This is a genomic window from Azoarcus indigens, from assembly GCF_004361735.1.
Taxonomy (GTDB): Bacteria; Pseudomonadota; Gammaproteobacteria; order Burkholderiales; family Rhodocyclaceae; genus Azoarcus; species Azoarcus indigens.
Window position 1 is genome coordinate 192,569 of the sequence record NZ_SNVV01000004.1, and the last position, 15,665, is coordinate 208,233.

Annotated in this window: 13 protein-coding genes; 5 read left to right on the forward strand and 8 right to left on the reverse strand. The window is 68.9% G+C overall.

The genetic code is table 11. The annotated features are described in order from the left end of the window. Positions 1 to 2 precede the first annotated feature (2 nt). The 8 genes from C7389_RS06825 to C7389_RS06860 form a co-directional block, all read right to left on the reverse strand. Positions 3 to 1,094 carry a glycosyltransferase gene (locus C7389_RS06825; RefSeq protein ID WP_133589662.1) on the reverse strand — a complete coding sequence of 364 codons (1,092 nt, stop codon included), beginning with the start codon at positions 1,092 to 1,094 and terminating at the stop codon, positions 3 to 5. A gap of 13 nt (positions 1,095 to 1,107) precedes the next feature. After that, positions 1,108 to 2,559 carry an oligosaccharide flippase family protein gene (locus C7389_RS06830; protein WP_133589664.1) on the reverse strand — a complete coding sequence of 484 codons (1,452 nt, stop codon included), beginning with the start codon at positions 2,557 to 2,559 and terminating at the stop codon, positions 1,108 to 1,110. Continuing rightward, positions 2,556 to 3,509: a glycosyltransferase family 2 protein gene (locus tag C7389_RS06835; RefSeq protein ID WP_133589666.1), complete on the reverse strand. Its 954-nt coding sequence runs from the start codon at positions 3,507 to 3,509 to the stop codon at positions 2,556 to 2,558. Before C7389_RS06835 ends, C7389_RS06830 begins: the two co-directional genes overlap by 4 nt. After that, positions 3,506 to 3,913: a GtrA family protein gene (locus tag C7389_RS06840; protein WP_133589668.1), complete on the reverse strand. Its 408-nt coding sequence runs from the start codon at positions 3,911 to 3,913 to the stop codon at positions 3,506 to 3,508. The genes C7389_RS06835 and C7389_RS06840 overlap by 4 nt, the downstream gene beginning before the upstream one ends. Continuing rightward, the gene (locus tag C7389_RS06845; RefSeq protein WP_133589670.1) at positions 3,913 to 5,397 is read right to left on the reverse strand and encodes a glycosyltransferase family 39 protein; all 1,485 of its coding nucleotides are present in this window, start codon (positions 5,395 to 5,397) and stop codon (positions 3,913 to 3,915) included. Before C7389_RS06845 ends, C7389_RS06840 begins: the two co-directional genes overlap by 1 nt. A gap of 13 nt (positions 5,398 to 5,410) precedes the next feature. Beyond that, positions 5,411 to 6,655 carry a pyridoxal-dependent decarboxylase, exosortase A system-associated gene (locus C7389_RS06850; RefSeq protein ID WP_133589672.1) on the reverse strand — a complete coding sequence of 415 codons (1,245 nt, stop codon included), beginning with the start codon at positions 6,653 to 6,655 and terminating at the stop codon, positions 5,411 to 5,413. Further along, entirely contained in the window at positions 6,652 to 8,250 is a 1,599-nt protein-coding gene (locus tag C7389_RS06855; protein WP_133589674.1) for an acyl-CoA ligase (AMP-forming), exosortase A system-associated, read from the reverse strand. Before C7389_RS06855 ends, C7389_RS06850 begins: the two co-directional genes overlap by 4 nt. A gap of 119 nt (positions 8,251 to 8,369) precedes the next feature. Beyond that, positions 8,370 to 9,539 carry a carboxylate--amine ligase gene (locus C7389_RS06860; RefSeq protein WP_133589676.1) on the reverse strand — a complete coding sequence of 390 codons (1,170 nt, stop codon included), beginning with the start codon at positions 9,537 to 9,539 and terminating at the stop codon, positions 8,370 to 8,372. A 117-nt stretch (positions 9,540 to 9,656) separates the two neighbouring features. On the opposite strand from C7389_RS06860, the gene C7389_RS06865 reads away from it, so the two are divergent. The 5 genes from C7389_RS06865 (at position 9,657) to C7389_RS06885 (ending at position 15,436) form a co-directional block, all read left to right on the forward strand. Next, positions 9,657 to 9,899: an acyl carrier protein gene (locus C7389_RS06865; RefSeq protein ID WP_342773495.1), complete on the forward strand. Its 243-nt coding sequence runs from the start codon at positions 9,657 to 9,659 to the stop codon at positions 9,897 to 9,899. Positions 9,900 to 9,916: 17 nt separating this feature from the next. Beyond that, positions 9,917 to 10,759 carry a hydrolase 2, exosortase A system-associated gene (locus tag C7389_RS06870; protein WP_162851690.1) on the forward strand — a complete coding sequence of 281 codons (843 nt, stop codon included), beginning with the start codon at positions 9,917 to 9,919 and terminating at the stop codon, positions 10,757 to 10,759. Further along, on the forward strand, positions 10,756 to 11,628 hold the full coding sequence (locus tag C7389_RS06875; protein ID WP_246034663.1) for a hydrolase 1, exosortase A system-associated: 873 nt from the start codon (positions 10,756 to 10,758) through the stop codon (positions 11,626 to 11,628). The genes C7389_RS06870 and C7389_RS06875 overlap by 4 nt, the downstream gene beginning before the upstream one ends. Further along, entirely contained in the window at positions 11,625 to 12,593 is a 969-nt protein-coding gene (locus C7389_RS06880) for a glycosyltransferase family 2 protein (protein ID WP_133589683.1), read from the forward strand. Before C7389_RS06875 ends, C7389_RS06880 begins: the two co-directional genes overlap by 4 nt. 143 nt (positions 12,594 to 12,736) lie before the next feature. After that, positions 12,737 to 15,436, forward strand: a complete 2,700-nt coding sequence (locus C7389_RS06885) for a hypothetical protein (protein WP_133589685.1) — start codon at positions 12,737 to 12,739, stop codon at positions 15,434 to 15,436. Positions 15,437 to 15,665 lie beyond the last annotated feature (229 nt).

Here is a 15,665-nt window from a genome sequence, read left to right on the forward strand (position 1 = left end):
GTCTACACCTTGGGCGTTGAGGGCGGCGGGGGTAAAGGCTGGATCTGCCCCAGCACGGAAAGAAGGTCAGCGATCAGCCTTTCCGGGCGGATTTCGGCGCGGGCGGCGTACTCGGTGGCTGCGCGGGATAGCGCTTGCTCCTGCTCCGGATTGTCCCAGATGCGCCGGAGAGCCTGGTGCCACGCGTCGATGCCGGCGGAGGGTGGGACGAGCAGGCCGCCATGACCAACGCTCTCGGGCAGGCCGCCGATTTTGCTCGCCAACACCGGGATACCGCTGAACTGCGCTTCCGTGGCAACCCGACCCCAGGCTTCGGGCGATCGGCTGGGTACCAGCAGCAGACGGGCGCCATGGTAGACATTTTTCATATCCAATGTGGGTCGACGTAGCTCCACGTTTGCCAGGGTGGCGCTTTGTCTGGTGAGACTGCGTCTTGCCTCGTCACCCAGTGGCCAGCTCTCCAGCAACAGGAAGGGAATGTCCGGATTGCGCTTGGCCAGTTCGAGTACCGTCTCCAGTCCCTTGGATGCTACCGGGTTGATGAAAAGGGCGTAGCGTGGCCGTCTGGTCGTGGCATAGGCGGTCGAGTGTACGAGTGGCGGGATGACCTCTGCCTTGACATTGAAGCTCCGCTCCACCTCGGCCGCGGTGAAACGGGAGTTGGCGACGAAGCGGAGCAGAGGGTGACTCTGGATTTCTCCACCCAGGCGGTCGAAGACCACGTCGCGAAAATAGAGCAGTGTCGGTATGCCGGCGGCGACCAATGCGCGGGCCAGCGGCACTGGATGCCCGGCCTGCACGACGGCGGCATCCGGTTTGAAGCTGGCTGCTACCTCGTGTATCGCCGCGGCACCGACCTCATAGCCACGGAAGACCCGGTAGGGACGGAAGGTGTCGGCCGGGAAGTGCTTGCGGGAAATCCCCTTGATGACGCGGTTGCGCAGCCAGGTGCTGTCGCCAGTGCTCAGGCCGCACAGCACCGCCGGCTCGTGCCCCTGGGCCAGCATCTCCTTTGCCAGGTCGTGGGTGGAGGCTTCCGAGCCGCCGACGCGCTGGGGCAGATAAGTGTGGGTGGTGGCAAACAGGATCCGCATGGTGATAAGAGGCTTACCGTCGCGCCCGCGGATTGAGCCGGCTCAGCAACAGGCCCAGCTCCGATTTCAGCGGGTGGTCGTGCATCTGGATGCCGATGAACCAACCCACGGCTGCCAGCGGCAGGGAGAGGGACAGGATGAACAGCGCGGGCAGCGCCAGTCCGAGGAAATCGTCCGCGGCCAGCACCAGCGCTGGCCCGGCGAGGGACCACAGCACCAGGTAGTAGGAGCTGCGGGTGGCCCGCCACAGCTGGCCGGCGCTGACGTCGAAGACCACGTTCAGCGCCTTGAAGTACAGCAGCAGCTCGACGACGTAGGCCAGGCTGAAGGCCAGCACCACGCCTTCCAGCGGCCACCACAGTGAAGATGCAAGCGCGGCCATGCGCACGCCCTGCAGCCACAGCTGGGCGCGCATGACCACGTCGACCTTGCCGACGGCGGTGAGCGAGGTGCTGACCATGGAGGTGGAGGTGGACAGCACCGCGAAGCCGCACAGCAGGGAGGCGAGCGGTGCCGCCCTTTCCCACTGGTGGCCGAACAGGAAGAGGATCAGCGGTGACGCCAGCAGCGCCAGCAGCGCCAGCGCCGGCGCGGTGAAGGCGATCATGTAGGGCATGGAGCTGCAGTACATCTCGCCCGGATGGCCGCCCTCCCGCACCCGCTTGGCGAAGGAGGGGAAATAGACGCCGCGTACCAGCACGAAGAGCTGGCCCAGCGTCATCTTGCGCAGCGCGTCGGCGCGGCTGAAGAAGGCCACGTCAGCGAAGCCCAGGGTGCGGCCGAGGATGAGGTCGGGCGCGCTGGAGCCCAGCTCGGTGAGCAGCGAGCTAGTGCTGGCCATGGAGCCGAAGCGCACCACTTCCCCCAGGCCGCGGGTGGTGGGCAGCATGAAGATCTGGCCGCGGCGGATGAAGTTGAGCAGCACCACGTTGGCGACGTTGCCGGCGATCGCGCCCCAGGCCATGCTCAGGTAGCTCTCGCCCAGGTAGGCGGTGATGACGGTCACCGTGCTGGCCACCAGCGCATTGACGATGTTGACCAGGGCGATCTTGTCGAACTGCAGCTCCCGCCGCAGCAGGGACAGCAGCGGCGAGCCGAAGGGCAGGATGACGAAGTTGATCGAGATGAGGCCGAGCACGCCGGCCACGCCCGCGTTGTCGTAGAAGGCCGCGGCGGGATGGCGCAGCAGCAGCAGCAGCAGCGCGATGGTCCAGGAGATGGCCAGCGTCACCGTGAAGGCGGCGCGCAGCCGTTCGCGGGTGATCTCCTTGGCCTGGATCAGGAACTGGCCGACGCCGAATTCGCGGAAGACGTGGGCGAAGGCGAGGATGGAGGCGGCCACCGAGAAGATGCCGATCTCGCTCGGTGTCAGCAGCCGCGAGACGATGATGACGCTGGCGAAATTGATCGCGAAGGTGGAGAACTGGGAGAACGCGCTGATTCCCAGCGAACGGCGGATGCTCATTGCGGACGTTGCGGTTCGCCGGCGGTCTTCTCGATGAAGTAGCGCGGGCGTTGCTTGGTTTCCAGGTAGATCTTGGCCAGGTACTCGCCGATGATGCCGACACACAGCAGCTGCACGCCGCCCAGCAGGTAGATGGGCACCACGGTGGACGCCCAGCCGGGCACCGCATGGTCGGAGAACAGTTTCACCCACAGCGCCCAGGCGGAGATGGCGAAGCTGCCCAGCGAGATCAGCAGGCCAAGGCCTGTGATCATGCGCAGCGGTGCCGCCGAGAAGGAAGTGATGCCCTGCCAGGCGAAGGCCAGCATCTTGCTCAGCGGGTACTTGGATTCGCCGGCGAAGCGTTCGGCGCGGTCGTAATACACCGTGGCGGAGGGAAAGCCCAGCTGCGGGATGATGCCGCGCAGGAAGAAGTTGCTCTCGCCATACTCGCGCAGCGCGCTGACGGCGCGCCGGCTGAGCAGGCGGTAGTCGGCGTGGTTGAAGACGATTTCCACCCCCATGCGCGCCAGCAGTTTGTAGTAGCCCTCGGCGCTGGCGCGCTTGAAGAAGGTGTCGGTTTCGCGGCGACGGCGCACGCCATAGACCACGTCCATGCCGGCGAGGTGGGCATCCACCATCTGGGCGATGGCTTCCAGGTCGTCCTGCAGGTCGGCGTCCACGCTGACCATGGCGTCGCCGTCGGCATGGAAGAGGCCGGCCAGCAAGGCGTTCTGGTGGCCGCGGTTGCGCGACAGCTTGATGCCGCGTATCCATTTCGATTGGGCGGAGCACTCCTCGATCAGCGTCCACGTCCGGTCCTTGCTGCCGTCGTCCACCAGCAGCGCATGGCTGTCGGCGTCGATGCGGCCCTGGCTGCTCAGGCGCTCCAGCAGCTCGGCCAGGCGCTTGACGGTCTCGGGCAGGACCGCTTCCTCGTTGTAGCAGGGGACGACGATGGACAGTCTCATTGCAGCGCTTTTTCCTTGCTGGACGAGGAGGCCGAGCTGGCGCGGAAGGTCCACAGCCGGTTCAGCAGGAAGTTCCAGACCAGCGTGCCCAGGGTGGCACCGAACTGGGCGGGGACCGGATGCAGCCCGAGCTGGGTGAGGCCGGCCAGGATGGCTGCATTGAGCGCCAGCCCCACTGCCGCGGTGGCGACGAAGCGAGGCAGGGCCTCGGCATGCCGCCGGCGAGAGGCGAAGGTGTAGCGCCGGTTGAGGTGGTAGTTGAAGCCGGCACTGATGATGAAGCCGGTGCTGCTGGCCGCCACCGGCGTCACCCCGAGCAGGAGCAATACCAAGTAGATGGCGTAGTGCAGCACGGTGGCGCCACCGCCGACGACGAGGAAGCGGAACAGCTGGCGGCGCAGCATCAACGAGCGTCCCGGCGGCCCAGGTGCGCGAGGTAGCTGCCCAGCAGCACCGGCAGCACCCACAGCATGGGCACGTGGTACTTGCCGGCGCTCTCGAACACGCTGTGCAGCGTGAAGAGGTAGAGCCACAGCCACAATGGCAGCCTTGCCAGCGCGGGGAAGGCATTCGCGCGATTGCGCAGGGCCAGCGCCGCGGCGACCAGCACCGCCCACATCGCCAGCCACCAGGCATTCGCCAGCGCTTTCAGCGCGGCGTACAGGCGGTCGTCATCGCTGGCGCCGCCTACCTTGAAGGTGCCGTAGACCCCGGCGGCATCGTCGCCCATGAAGCGGGCCTGCTTTTCCGGGATCAGCGCGGCGAAGTCCGCCGGGGCCGATTTGATCCACTCCATCGCCAGGCGCTTGCCTTCACGGTCGCGCTCCAGTTCGCCGAGGCTCCCGAGGTCGACCTCGCCGCGCTTGGTGTAGCCGCCAGTGGCCTGCGGGTTGTTGGCGCGATAGAAGTTGTCGCCGCCATTGGTGGAGACGAGCACGAACTGGCCGAACACCTGGTAGTTGCGCAGCGTCCACGGCGCGATGGCCAGCGCGGCGCCCAGGCCGAGCAGCAGGCACAGCAGCAGCGCCCGCGCGGTGGGGCGCAGGCCGACCAGCAGCAGTATCCAGAAGGTCGGCAGCAGGAACTGCAGCGCCGGCTGCACCAGCACGCAGGCGCCCAGCATCAGGCCGGCCGGAACGGCGTGCCAGCTCCGGCCGGCGCCGCGCAGGGCGCCGACGATGACGAGGCATACCCAGGGCAGCAGCGCGACCACCACCATTTCCTTCTCGGGCGTGGCGGTGTTGGTGAGCAGATTCGGCCAGATGGCGAACAGCAGCGCCGCCAGCCGGCCGGCCGCGGTGCCGCCGAGCTGGCCGGCAAGCCGGCCCACACCCCAGCAGGCGACGACGAAAAGCACCAGGTTGGAGACCAGCCAGGCGGCCTTGCCGGTGCCCAGCATGCTCATCCAGGCGGCCAGGAACAGCGGGTAGCCCACCGGCCAGTAGGCGCTGGTGCCGGAAATCTCGTAGGGCTGGCCTTCGACCAGCTGACGGGCGAGGGCGGTGTAGATGGCGCCGTCCGAACCGGGCTCAGCGGGGAAGAGCAGCATCCAGCCCAGGCGCAGCAGCAGACCCAGCGCCAGGATGGCAGGCAGGGACAGGCGGGTGCAGCGCTCTGTCAGGCAGGCGGAGCAGGCCGGCAAGCGCCGCGCCAGCCACAGCACGAACACCGCGAACACCAGCGTGCAGGCGCCGGCCACCGCCGCCATGCGCGGCCCGCTCCAGCTGGTGGTGAGCCGCAGCGTCAGCAGCGGCGTGGCATAGGCCGCCAGCAGCGCCAGCGCGAACAGCGGGAGATCCAGCCAGCGGCCTGCGATCAAGGGCTGGACGGCGGCGCGGAAACTGCCCGTGTGCGGTTCCGGGGCGAGCGCGGTCGCGGGCGTGCTCATCGGTCGCTGCGATTCAGACCAGCACCTCGACCACCGCCGGGTGGCCGAGGAAGGCTTGCGGACTGGCGCTGGCGCCGTAGGCGCCGGACTGGAAGACAGCGATCAGGTCGCCGGGGCCGGCGCAGGCCAGCTCCATGCGGTCGGCCAGCAGGTCCAGCGGGGTGCACAGCGGGCCGACCACCGAGACGGTCTCGGTGGGGCCGTCCGCGCTGCGGGTGCCGACGGCCACCGGGTAGTTCTTGCGGATCACCTGGCCGAAGTTGCCGGAGGCGGAAAGGTGGTGGTGCAGGCCGCCGTCGGTGACCAGGTAGACCTGGCCGCGCGACACCTTGCGATCCACCACCCGGCTCACATAGACGCCGGCTTCGCCCACCAGGTAGCGACCGAGCTCGATCACCAGCTCGGCTTCCGGCAGCTCGGCCGCCGCCCGCTCGGCGAGCTGGGTGAGGTTGGCGGCGATCGGCGCCAGGTCCAGCGCCTGTTCGCCGGGGAAGTAGGGAATGCCGAAGCCGCCGCCGAGGTTGAGGAAGCGCACCGGCGAAGGCGCATCGGCGGCCAGGCGCAGCGCCAGCTCGTAGCACTTGCACTGGGCCTCGACGATGGCCTCGGCCTTGAGGTTCTGCGAGCCGGCGAAGAGGTGGAAGCCTTCGAAGGCGAGGCCGGCCTTGCCAATGGCGGCGAGCAGGGCGGGCACTTCCTCCGCGTCCACGCCGAACTGCTTGGGGCCGCCGCCCATCTTCATGCCGGAGCTCTTCAGTTCGAAGTCCGGATTCACCCGCACGGCCACCCGCGCCGGCCAGCCGGTGTCGGCGCAGAGCGCGGCCAGCTGGTCCACTTCGCGGAAGGACTCGATGTTGATCAGGATGCCGGCGGCGATGGCCTGGCGCAGCTCGGCGGTCTGCTTGCCGGGGCCGGCGAAGCTGATTTCCCGCGGATCGCCGCCGGCGTCCAGCGCGATCTTCAATTCGCCGCCGGAGGCGACGTCCAGCCCATCGACCAGTCGCGCCATATGGCCGACCACCGCCGGCATCGGGTTGGCCTTGATGGCGTAGTGCAGCTTGATCGCCTGCGGCAGCGCGGCGCGCAGTTCGGCGACACGGGCGTCCAGCAGGCCGCGGTCGTAGGCGTAGAAGGGCGTGCGGCCGACTCGGTCGGCCAGGCGCGCCAGCGGGATGCCGCCGACGGTGAGCTGGCCTTCCCGCTCGGGGAAGCCGCTGCGCGGCGCGTGGCGGGGTGGCGTGCGGACGGCGTCGTTCATGCGCGGGATTCCGGAGCGTAGGTGGCGGACAGGGCCTTGCGGTCTATCTTGCCGTTGGGGTTGCGCGGCAGCGGGCCAGCGTGGACGGTGATCGCCGCCGGCACCATGTAGGCCGGCATGCGGGCGCGGCAGGCGGCCAGCAGTTCGGCCGGCTCCAGGCTGCCATCCTGCGGCGGCGTGGCGACCACGTGGATGGCCTGGCCCAGGGTGTCGTGGGCGACGCCGAAGGCAGCGCATTCGCCCACCAGCCGGGTGGCGTAGAGGATTTCCTCGACCTCTGTGGGGCTGACGCGGTAGCCGGAGGTCTTGATCATCTCGTCGCGGCGGCCGATGAAGTAGAGGTAGCCCTCGTCGTCCATGCGCACGGTGTCGCCGGAGAACACCGCGATCTCCGGCAGCACCAGCCCGGCTTCGCGGCCGGGGGCCTTGCCCGGCAGCGGCTTGAAGCGCTCGGCGGTCTTCTCGGCGTCGTTCCAGTAGCCCATCGCCACCAGCGCGCCGCGCTGCACCAGTTCGCCGGGCTCGTTGGGCGCGCAGGGCGAGCCGTCCTCGCGCAGCACCATCACCTCGGCGTTGGGAATGGCTTTGCCGATGGAGTCCGGCCGGCGGTCGACTTCGGCGGGCGGCAGGAAGGTGGCGCGGAAGGCTTCGGTGAGGCCGTACATCAGGAAGGGACGGGTGCGGGGGAAGTGTTCCCGCAGCCGGGTCAGCGTCTCCAGCGGCATGCGGCCGCCGGTGTTGGCGATGTAGCGCAGATGTCCGGTGACGGTCTCTGGCCATTTCAGCTGGGCGAGTTGTATCCACAGCGGCGGCACCGCGGTGAGGCCGGTGACCTGCTCGCGCACGACCGCGTTGAGCACGTCGCGCGGCATCAGGTAGTTCAGCAGCACCACGCGGGCGCCGCTGTGGAAGGCGGTGGTGAGCTGGGAGAAGCCGGCGTCGAAGGACAGCGGCAGCGCGGCCAGCAGGGTGTCCTCGGCGCAGTTCTCCAGGTAGCTGGCAACGCTCTTGGCGCCGGTGACCATGTTGCGGTGGGACAGCACCACGCCCTTCGGGCGGCCGGTGCTGCCGGAGGTGTAGAGGATGGCCGCCATGTCGGTGTCGATGACGCGGTGGCCGGCCGACGGCGCGCTGCCGGCGAGGTCGTCCCAGCGATGCACCGAGGCGCCGGCCACTTCCGGCAGCGCTTCCGGATTGCCGGTGAGCACGACGTGGCGCAGGTCGTGGCAGTCGGCCAGCACGGAAGCGAGGGCATCCAGCCGTTCCGGCGAGGTCACCAGGACGCGGACGTTGCAGTCGCGCAGGATGTAGCCCACCTGGTCCGGCTTGAGGATGGGATTCACCGGCACGAAGACGCCGCCGGCGGCGCTGGTGCCGAAGGTGGCGACGACGTTGGCGATGCTCTTGTCGAGGAAGATGCCGACGCGTTCGCCACGGTCCAGGTGCAGCCCGAGCAGGCCGCCGGCGAAGGCGGCGATGCGGGCGGCGAGTTCGGCGTAGGGCAGGTGTTCCGCCGCGGCCGTCAGCGCGACGCGCTCGGGGGCGCGGGCGGCGGAATCGGCGACGAGATGGTGAAGCAGGTAGGTAGCGTTCATCGGCGTCTTGGGCGGGGCATGCTGTCTACATGGCGGGCGCAAGTCTATACGAATGTGGATGCCGCTTTTGCGACATCCTTCTCCGCCGCGCCCATTCAGGGATGGGGGAAGCTCGGGGCTCAGCCTCTGCGCAAGGCCAGCCGGCCGGCCTTGCGCGCGGCCCGTAACGGCAGGGCGCCGAGGAAGCGGCCGAGGGCGAGGAGGAAGGGCTGGGGATCGGACAGGCTGGCGAACAGGCCGCGCACGCCGCGGGCGAGCAGGAAGCCCGGCTGGCGGGCGGCGAGCCAGAGCAGGGCGCCGGGGTCGCGCTCGCCGTTCATCCACACGCGGCGGTCCTGCTGGATGGCGGTGGGCAGCGGCAGTCCGGCCTGGTGGCAGTACTCGATCAGCGGCAGGTTGACGCCGTTGGCGACGCAGAGGTCGGCCCAGAAGTCGGTGCGGCCCACGGTCGGTTCGATGACCCACTGGGTGCCGTCCGGTGCCTGCTTGAGCTCCAGCGACACCGGGCCGGAGAACTCCAGCCCGTCGAAGAAGCGCAGCGCGAGGCGGTGAATGTCGTCGTCCACAGCGGAGACCGCGAGCGTGGTATGGCCCATTGGCCGGGAGCGCAGCTTGCGGCCTTCGAAGCGGGCGAGCGGCTTGCCGTGGTCCAGATAGAGCGCGCCGAAGCGGATGGCTTCGTCACCGCCGGGAATGAACTCCTGCACGATCACCGGCAGGCTGCCGCTGATGCGGCCGCGCGCGGCTGCCAGCGCCTCGGCGCTGTCGGCCACTACCGTCTTGAAGGCGGACACCGGCCGCGTCGGCTTGGCGATCACCGGGAAACGCAGGCCGGCCAGGTGCTCGTCGATGCGTTCCAGGTCTTCCAGCACCACGGTGCGGGGATAGTTGTGTCCGGTTTCGCGGCAGCGCCGCTCTATGCTGTCCTTGCCCAACAGGGGCAGCAAGCGCTCGGCGGCATCTCCCCAGGCCAGTTTGTAGTGCGGCAGGATGCGGCCGACATGGCGACCCACCGTCTCCACCATGCGGTCGCTGGTCAGCAGCAGCACGGGTTTGGGCGAGGCGGGAAGCTCTGCAGCGAGGGCAATGAGTGAATCGATCAGCCCTTCGCGGTTGATGTCCGGCACAATTCGTACTTTGGCGCAGCGGGTGCGCACCCCGGGAAGCCGGGTGTCCGCCTCCAGCGCGATGACTGGAACGCCGTTGCGGTGCAGCGCGCGGACGATGCCGAGGCCGTGGCCGCAAAGCCCCACGACGATGGCTGCAGGGCGATCCAGGGAAGGCGTCATGACGTTGGCGGAGTGTTGGACCACCGCATTTTGTCACGAGAACGGGCTTCCCGCTTACATATAATCCCGGTTCTGCGGAGACAGTACCGGTCTTCAGCCTGGAGATTGATTTTGGACGTGTTCAAGGAAGTAATCGCCATTCTCGACGACGTGCTCAGCCTGCAGGGGCGGGCGGCGTCGATGACGGCGGAAACCCCGCTGCTGGGCGCGGTGCCCGAACTGGATTCGATGGCGGTGGTGGGCATCATCGGGGCGCTGGAGGAGCGCTTCGAAATCGTCTTCGACGACGATGAAATCGACGGCCAGACCTTCGCCACCGTGGGTTCCCTGGTGGCCGCCGTGGCCGGCAAGCTGGGCTGAAGTCCTTGGTCTCCCCGGTGCGGCGCGCCCAGCCGGAAGCCTTCCACCTTCCGGCGCCGGACGGCTTCCGTTTCTGCGTGGCATGGCAACCGCCCGCCGGTGTCGTGCGGCGCGGCGCGGTGGTGCACGTGCCGGCCTTCGCCGAGGAGATGAACAAGTCGCGCCGCATGGTGGCGCTGCAGGCCCGCGCCTGGGCTGAACAGGGCTGGACCGTGCTGGTGCCGGACCTGCGTGGCTGCGGCGACAGCGCTGGCGACAGCGGCGACGCCAGCTGGGACGACTGGCTGGAAGACGTGCGCCGTGCCTTCGACTGGACGCGCGCCCAGGGTAACGGCCCGGTGTGGCTGTGGGGCCTGCGCCACGGCGCGCTGCTCGCTACCGCGGCGGCGATGCGTTTCGGGCTGGCTTGCGGGCTGTACCTGTGGCAGCCGGTTGCCAATGGCAAGCAGCATCTGCAGCAGTTCCTGCGGCTGCAGTCCATGGCGCATGTGGTCGGCAAGGCCAAGGATGAGCGCGCGCCCGGCCCGGACCAGATCCTGCAGGCGGGCGGCCTGGTCGAAATCGCCGGCTACCGCCTCTCCCCGGCGCTGGCCGAGGGGATGCGCGCCGCCACGCTGACCCTGCCGCCAACGGCGCGCAGCTTGTGCTGGCTGCAGTTGGGGCCGGGCGACGATGCCGGGCCTACGCCGGCGGCGGAGCGCCTGTCCAGGGCGTGCGAGGAGGCGGGGCGCGGCTTCATGTTCGAGCGCATCGCCACCCCCTCTTTCTGGCAGACGCAGGAGATCGAGGTGTCGGAGGCGCTGACGGTCGCCGGTTGCCGTCTGCTGGCGATGGAATCCGCGGAGGCGCTATGCCCGTGAACGAGACGCCGCTCAATTTCGACTGCGGTGAGGACAGGCTCATCGGCGTGCTGCATCGCCCCGAGGGGCCGGCGGCGCGCGGCGTGGTGGTGATCGTCGGCGGTCCGCAATACCGCGCCGGCAGCCATCGCCAGTTCGTCGAACTGGGGCGGGGGCTGGCTGAAGGCGGCCACGCCTGCCTGCGTTTCGACTACCGCGGCATGGGCGACAGCAGTGGCGAGATGCGCGACTTCCGCCACGTCGGCGAGGACGTGCGCGCCGCGGTGGGTGCGCTGCTCGCAGCCTGCCCCGAACTGAAGAGCGTGGTGCTGTGGGGCTTGTGCGACGGCGCTTCTGCCGCGCTGATGTATGCCCCGCAGGACGCCCGCGTCGCCGGCGTGGTGGCGGTCAATCCCTGGGTGCGCAGTGCCGAGTCACTGGCGGAGGCGCGGGTGCGCCACTATTACCTGCAGCGCCTGCTGCAGCCGGAGATGTGGCGCAAGATCGCCAGCGGCCGCTTCGAGTGGCGGCGTTCGGTGCAGGGTGCGGTGGAGGCGGTGGCGCTGATCGCCGGCCGCATGCTGAGGCGCCGGCGCTCGCCGCCCGCCGCCGAACCCAGCTTCCAGCAGCGGATGGCCCATGGCTGGCAGGGGCTGCGCGACAGCACCCTGTTCGTGCTCAGCGGCCGCGATATCACCGCCCAGGAGTTCTTCGATCATGCCTGCAGCGACCCCGCCTGGCAGCCCTTCGACGGCAGCGAGGGGCCCGGCCTGCGCCGGGTGCCGGAGGCCGATCACACCTTCGCCGCGGCGGCCTGGAATCAGCAATTGATCGCCCACACCCTTGCCTGGCTGGATGCAGCCCCCATCGCTTCTAGGAGTCTCCCATGAGCCAGCAGGCCGGCACCGCCGCCGAGCAGGGCCTCGTCTCGGTCGTCATCCCCGCTTACAACGTGGCCGAACACATCGGCGAGGCCATCGCCAGCGTGCGGGCGCAGAACTGCCCGCAACTGGAAATCATCGTGGTGGACGATGGCTCCAAGGACGGCAGCGCCGAACTGGTGGAACGCGAGCATCCGGACGTGCGCCTGTTCCGCAAGGAGAACGGTGGCGCCGCGTCCGCCCGCAACCTGGGCATGCGGGAAGCCCGTGGCGAATACGTCGCCTTCCTCGATGCGGACGACGTCTGGTTGCCGGGCAAGCTGGAGGTGCAGATCGCCTATCTGCGCGCGCGGCCCCAGGTCGGCCTGGTCTGCTCCGGCTTTTCCCACTGGGAGGCGGATGCTGACGGCCACTTCCCCGATCCGCAGGCGCGCTACCCGGAACCGGCCGGCATGGCGGTGGACAGCCTCCGTTCCGGCTGGATCTACCACAAGCTGCTGCTGGACAACTTCGTGTGGACCTCCACCGTGCTGATGCGCCGCAGCCTGATCGAGAAGATCGGCTATTACGACGAATCCCTGCGCCTGGGTCAGGACTACGAGTACTGGCTGCGCGCCGCGCGCGACACCGAGATCCACCGCCTGGCCGGCATCATGGCGCTCTACCGCAAGCATCGTGGCAGCGCCACCGTGCGCGGTGCAGACGTGAACTACGCCGCGCGGGTCGTGGCCGGCGCGGTCGAGCGTTGGGGGCTGGCGAGCCCGAACGGCGAATCCATCACCCAGGAAGCCTTCCGCGAGCGTCTGTCGCGCATCCATTTCATGATGGGCTACGGCCACTATCAGCGCGGCAACGCCTCCACCGCGCTGCGGGAGTTCCTCGCCTGCGCCAAGCTCCGGCCAGCCCATGTGAAGTCCTGGGCCTATGTGCTGCTGGCAGGTGCCCGCTCGCTGACCCGGTCGGCAGACCGCTAGCCTGCGGGCGGCGTTTTCAGCTGCCGGACAGCTTGCGGGGCCTGCATTTCAGCTGGCTGCAACCTGCGCGGCGACCCGGTTTGCGCGCCATCGCTGGAGGGCGTAGAAAGGCGGTCGCCCCCCTTCCGCCCGGAGTACCGGACATGGCTTTTCCCCGTCCCGCACACTGCCCCGCTGCCTTCCTCCGCTGGCTGGCCTGCCTGTTCTCCAGCGTGCTGCTGATGGCGACCGCGGTAGCCGGCTACCGGGTCGAGGGCACACCGATGGCCGAACTGGCGGGACGCCTGGAGCCGGGGCAGTTCGCCGAGTTGCAGACCACGCTGCCGCCTGGCTACAAGCGCTTCTACGATGTGTTGCGGGTGAGGCTGGACGACGGCCGCGGTATCGAGATCGACGGCTGGACCGACTCCGCCGGGTGGGATCCCGGCCGCGCCCGCAGCTACTTCATCGGCGAGCGCCAGTACAAGAAGTTCATCTCCTACGACGCCGTCGCCAACACCTGGCGCGAGCTGGGCTGGGAGGGCGAGCCGCCGCCCAAGTACGAGCAGTACGGCCACACCTATGGCCGCACCGCGCTGGACAGCAAGCGCGGCGATTACTACCTGCTATCCGGAGCCAGCCTGTTCCGCTACCACATCGACAGCGCCCGTTGGAGCGCGCTGGGCGAGGCGCCGATCAAGGGCTTCCTGTCGATGGCCTGGCACGAGAAGCTGGACAAGCTGGTCGCCGTCAGCCCCGGCCACCAGGTGTACGCCTTCCGCGACGGCGAGTGGACCACGCTGGGCAAGTCGGCGGTGGACGGCTACCACTCCCTCGGCCGCTACAACCGCAAACGCGGCGACATGCTGGTCGCTGGCGGCAACGAAAGCCTGCGCAAGGTCGATCTCATCGACGGCCAGGGCCACATCAAGTCCATGCCGGACGCGCCCTTCGACATCGCCATCAAGGACACCGCCCTCACTTACGACCCGCTGAGCGGCAATTACCTGGTGTTCCGCCGCAACCAGCGGCAGCTCTATGAACTCGATCCCGACCGCGGCGAATGGCGTCTCGCCGAAGACTGGAACAAGGGGGGCTGGCCCTTCGGCCAGTACGGCTACCACGTACCCATTGTCATCGACGAACTCGGCGTGATCCTGTGGCAGCACGAAGGCGGCCCGCGCCTCTATCGTCACCGCAGCGCTTTTGCTGCCGGCGCGTCTGCCGCGCCGGCAGCCGACAAGGCCGACAAGGCCGACAAGGCCGACAAGGCCGACAAGGCCGACAAGGCCGACAAGGCCGACAAGGCCGACAAGGCCGACAAGGCCGACAAGGCGGAGAAGGCGGAGAAGGCGGAGAAGGCGGAGAAGGCGGCCTCTGCTGCTCCCCGGCAGGCCGCCCATGCGCCTCAGGAGGGCGGGCCGCCGGGCCTGCCGGTACCGGAGGCCTATGCGCTGCCCGACCCCAAACCATATGCCTTGCCTGGCATGAAGACGGAGGCGACGGAGACGACTTCGTCCAAGGCGCCCGTCAATTCCAGTGGCCGCGCCCGGACGGGCGAGCATGAGCAGGCCGCCGCCCCCGCTGCGCCCAAGGCCACGCCAGAGCTGAAAGCCGAGAAGGCAGACAAGGCAGGAAGAGCAGAGAAGGCGACTCCTGCCGCCTCACCCCAATCCGCCGCCGGCCATGCCGCCCAAGGCCCGTCGGCGCGTGGCGGCCCGCCGCCGGCACCGGTGCCCCCGGCCCGCATGTCGGCGCTGCTGAAGCAGATGAAACCGGGGGAATGGAAGCTGGTGCCGACCACGCTGCCGCAGGGCTACAACAAACTCTCCGAAGTCTTCTTCGTTCGCTTCTGCCCGCTGGAGTCCGGCCAGGGCACCTATGGCAACGGCTGGATGGACGCCTTTGTCTACGACCCCTCGACCCAGGCCTTCTTCGCCATGCTGATGCGGGACAAGAGCGAGAAGCGGCTGGTGTGGCTGGATGCCGAACTGCGCTGGCACCTGGCCTCCAACCCGGAAGGCGTGGGCGACTGCTCCTACAACCGCCGCGCCTTCAACCGCCTTTCCATCGTCGATGGCCAGCTCTACTGGCCGCCCGCCTTCTGGGGCAACGACCGCAAGCGGGTGGGCGAATTCCGCCGCGCACCGACGCGTGCCTTCATCGAGCACGGCAATGCCCGCTTCGACGACTACGGCGTCGGCATCGGCATCACCAGCCTGGGCCAGGCGGGCGACCACGCTGCCGAGTGGTTCCCGGAGCTGGGGGGCTGGATCATGCACATCGCCGGCAGCGACACCCGCAACGCCGACGACGCCCATTGGCCCGCGCGCGGCGGCCACACCGAACAGGGCGCGGCGGAGAACAAGGTCTTCGCCGGCCGCATCTTCCTCTACCACCCGGGCGACGCCGGCTGGACCTACCTGGACCGCACCTACAGCCAGGGCTTCCGCGGCCGCCTGGTATACAACCCGATACGCCACGAGATGCTGGTCGCCCCCGGCGGCTACGGCCCGGACGACGAGTTCGCCCGCATCACCGCCGAGGGCAAGGTGGAAAAGCTGGACCGGGCCCGGCTGGAGAACGGCGAGGTGTTGCACTACCACACCAGCAACAACAACCTCACCTACGACCCGGTGACCGGCGACTACCTGTGGTGGAGCTACAACCACCAGCGTATCTGGCGCAGCAAGGACGGCCGGGTGTGGTCGGAGTACGAGGATTTCGCCCACTACCGTTTCAACGGCGAAGGCGGCTTGTTCGGCGCCAGCAGCTTCATCCAGGTGGCGCCGATAGCGGGCACGGATGGGCTGGCGTGGTTCGATCCGAACCGCGGGCTGATCTTGCATCGGCTGCGCCATTGAGGGTGGTGCTTGCCACTGCCTGCTGCGCTTGAGCTGGCTTGGCAGCAAGGTGGTCAGGCAGACAACGGCAGTGGTTTTCTCCGCGGGGCGCGGAGCAGGGCTTGAGGGAAAGGGGCTCCGTGGGGCTGAAAGGCAGCCGCCCCTTTGGGGCGCCGCCTCTCCCCGGCCCTCTCCTGCGAGGGGAGGGGAAGCAAACCCCAGCGTCTCCCTCGCGATTACATCTACGCGC

What these genes read in the sequence shown, in the direction of transcription:
- C7389_RS06855 (WP_133589674.1), bottom strand. Translation starts at nt 8,250, where the DNA reads ATGAACGCTACCTACCTGCTTCACCATCTCGTCGCCGATTCCGCCGCC.
- C7389_RS06850 (WP_133589672.1), bottom strand. Translation starts at nt 6,655, where the DNA reads ATGAACGACGCCGTCCGCACGCCACCCCGCCACGCGCCGCGCAGCGGC.
- C7389_RS06880 (WP_133589683.1), top strand. Translation starts at nt 11,625, where the DNA reads ATGAGCCAGCAGGCCGGCACCGCCGCCGAGCAGGGCCTCGTCTCGGTC.
- C7389_RS06860 (WP_133589676.1), bottom strand. Translation starts at nt 9,539, where the DNA reads ATGACGCCTTCCCTGGATCGCCCTGCAGCCATCGTCGTGGGGCTTTGC.
- C7389_RS06825 (WP_133589662.1), bottom strand. Translation starts at nt 1,094, where the DNA reads ATGCGGATCCTGTTTGCCACCACCCACACTTATCTGCCCCAGCGCGTC.
- C7389_RS06845 (WP_133589670.1), bottom strand. Translation starts at nt 5,397, where the DNA reads ATGAGCACGCCCGCGACCGCGCTCGCCCCGGAACCGCACACGGGCAGT.
- C7389_RS06840 (WP_133589668.1), bottom strand. Translation starts at nt 3,913, where the DNA reads ATGCTGCGCCGCCAGCTGTTCCGCTTCCTCGTCGTCGGCGGTGGCGCC.
- C7389_RS06835 (WP_133589666.1), bottom strand. Translation starts at nt 3,509, where the DNA reads ATGAGACTGTCCATCGTCGTCCCCTGCTACAACGAGGAAGCGGTCCTG.
- C7389_RS06830 (WP_133589664.1), bottom strand. Translation starts at nt 2,559, where the DNA reads ATGAGCATCCGCCGTTCGCTGGGAATCAGCGCGTTCTCCCAGTTCTCC.
- C7389_RS06885 (WP_133589685.1), top strand. Translation starts at nt 12,737, where the DNA reads ATGGCTTTTCCCCGTCCCGCACACTGCCCCGCTGCCTTCCTCCGCTGG.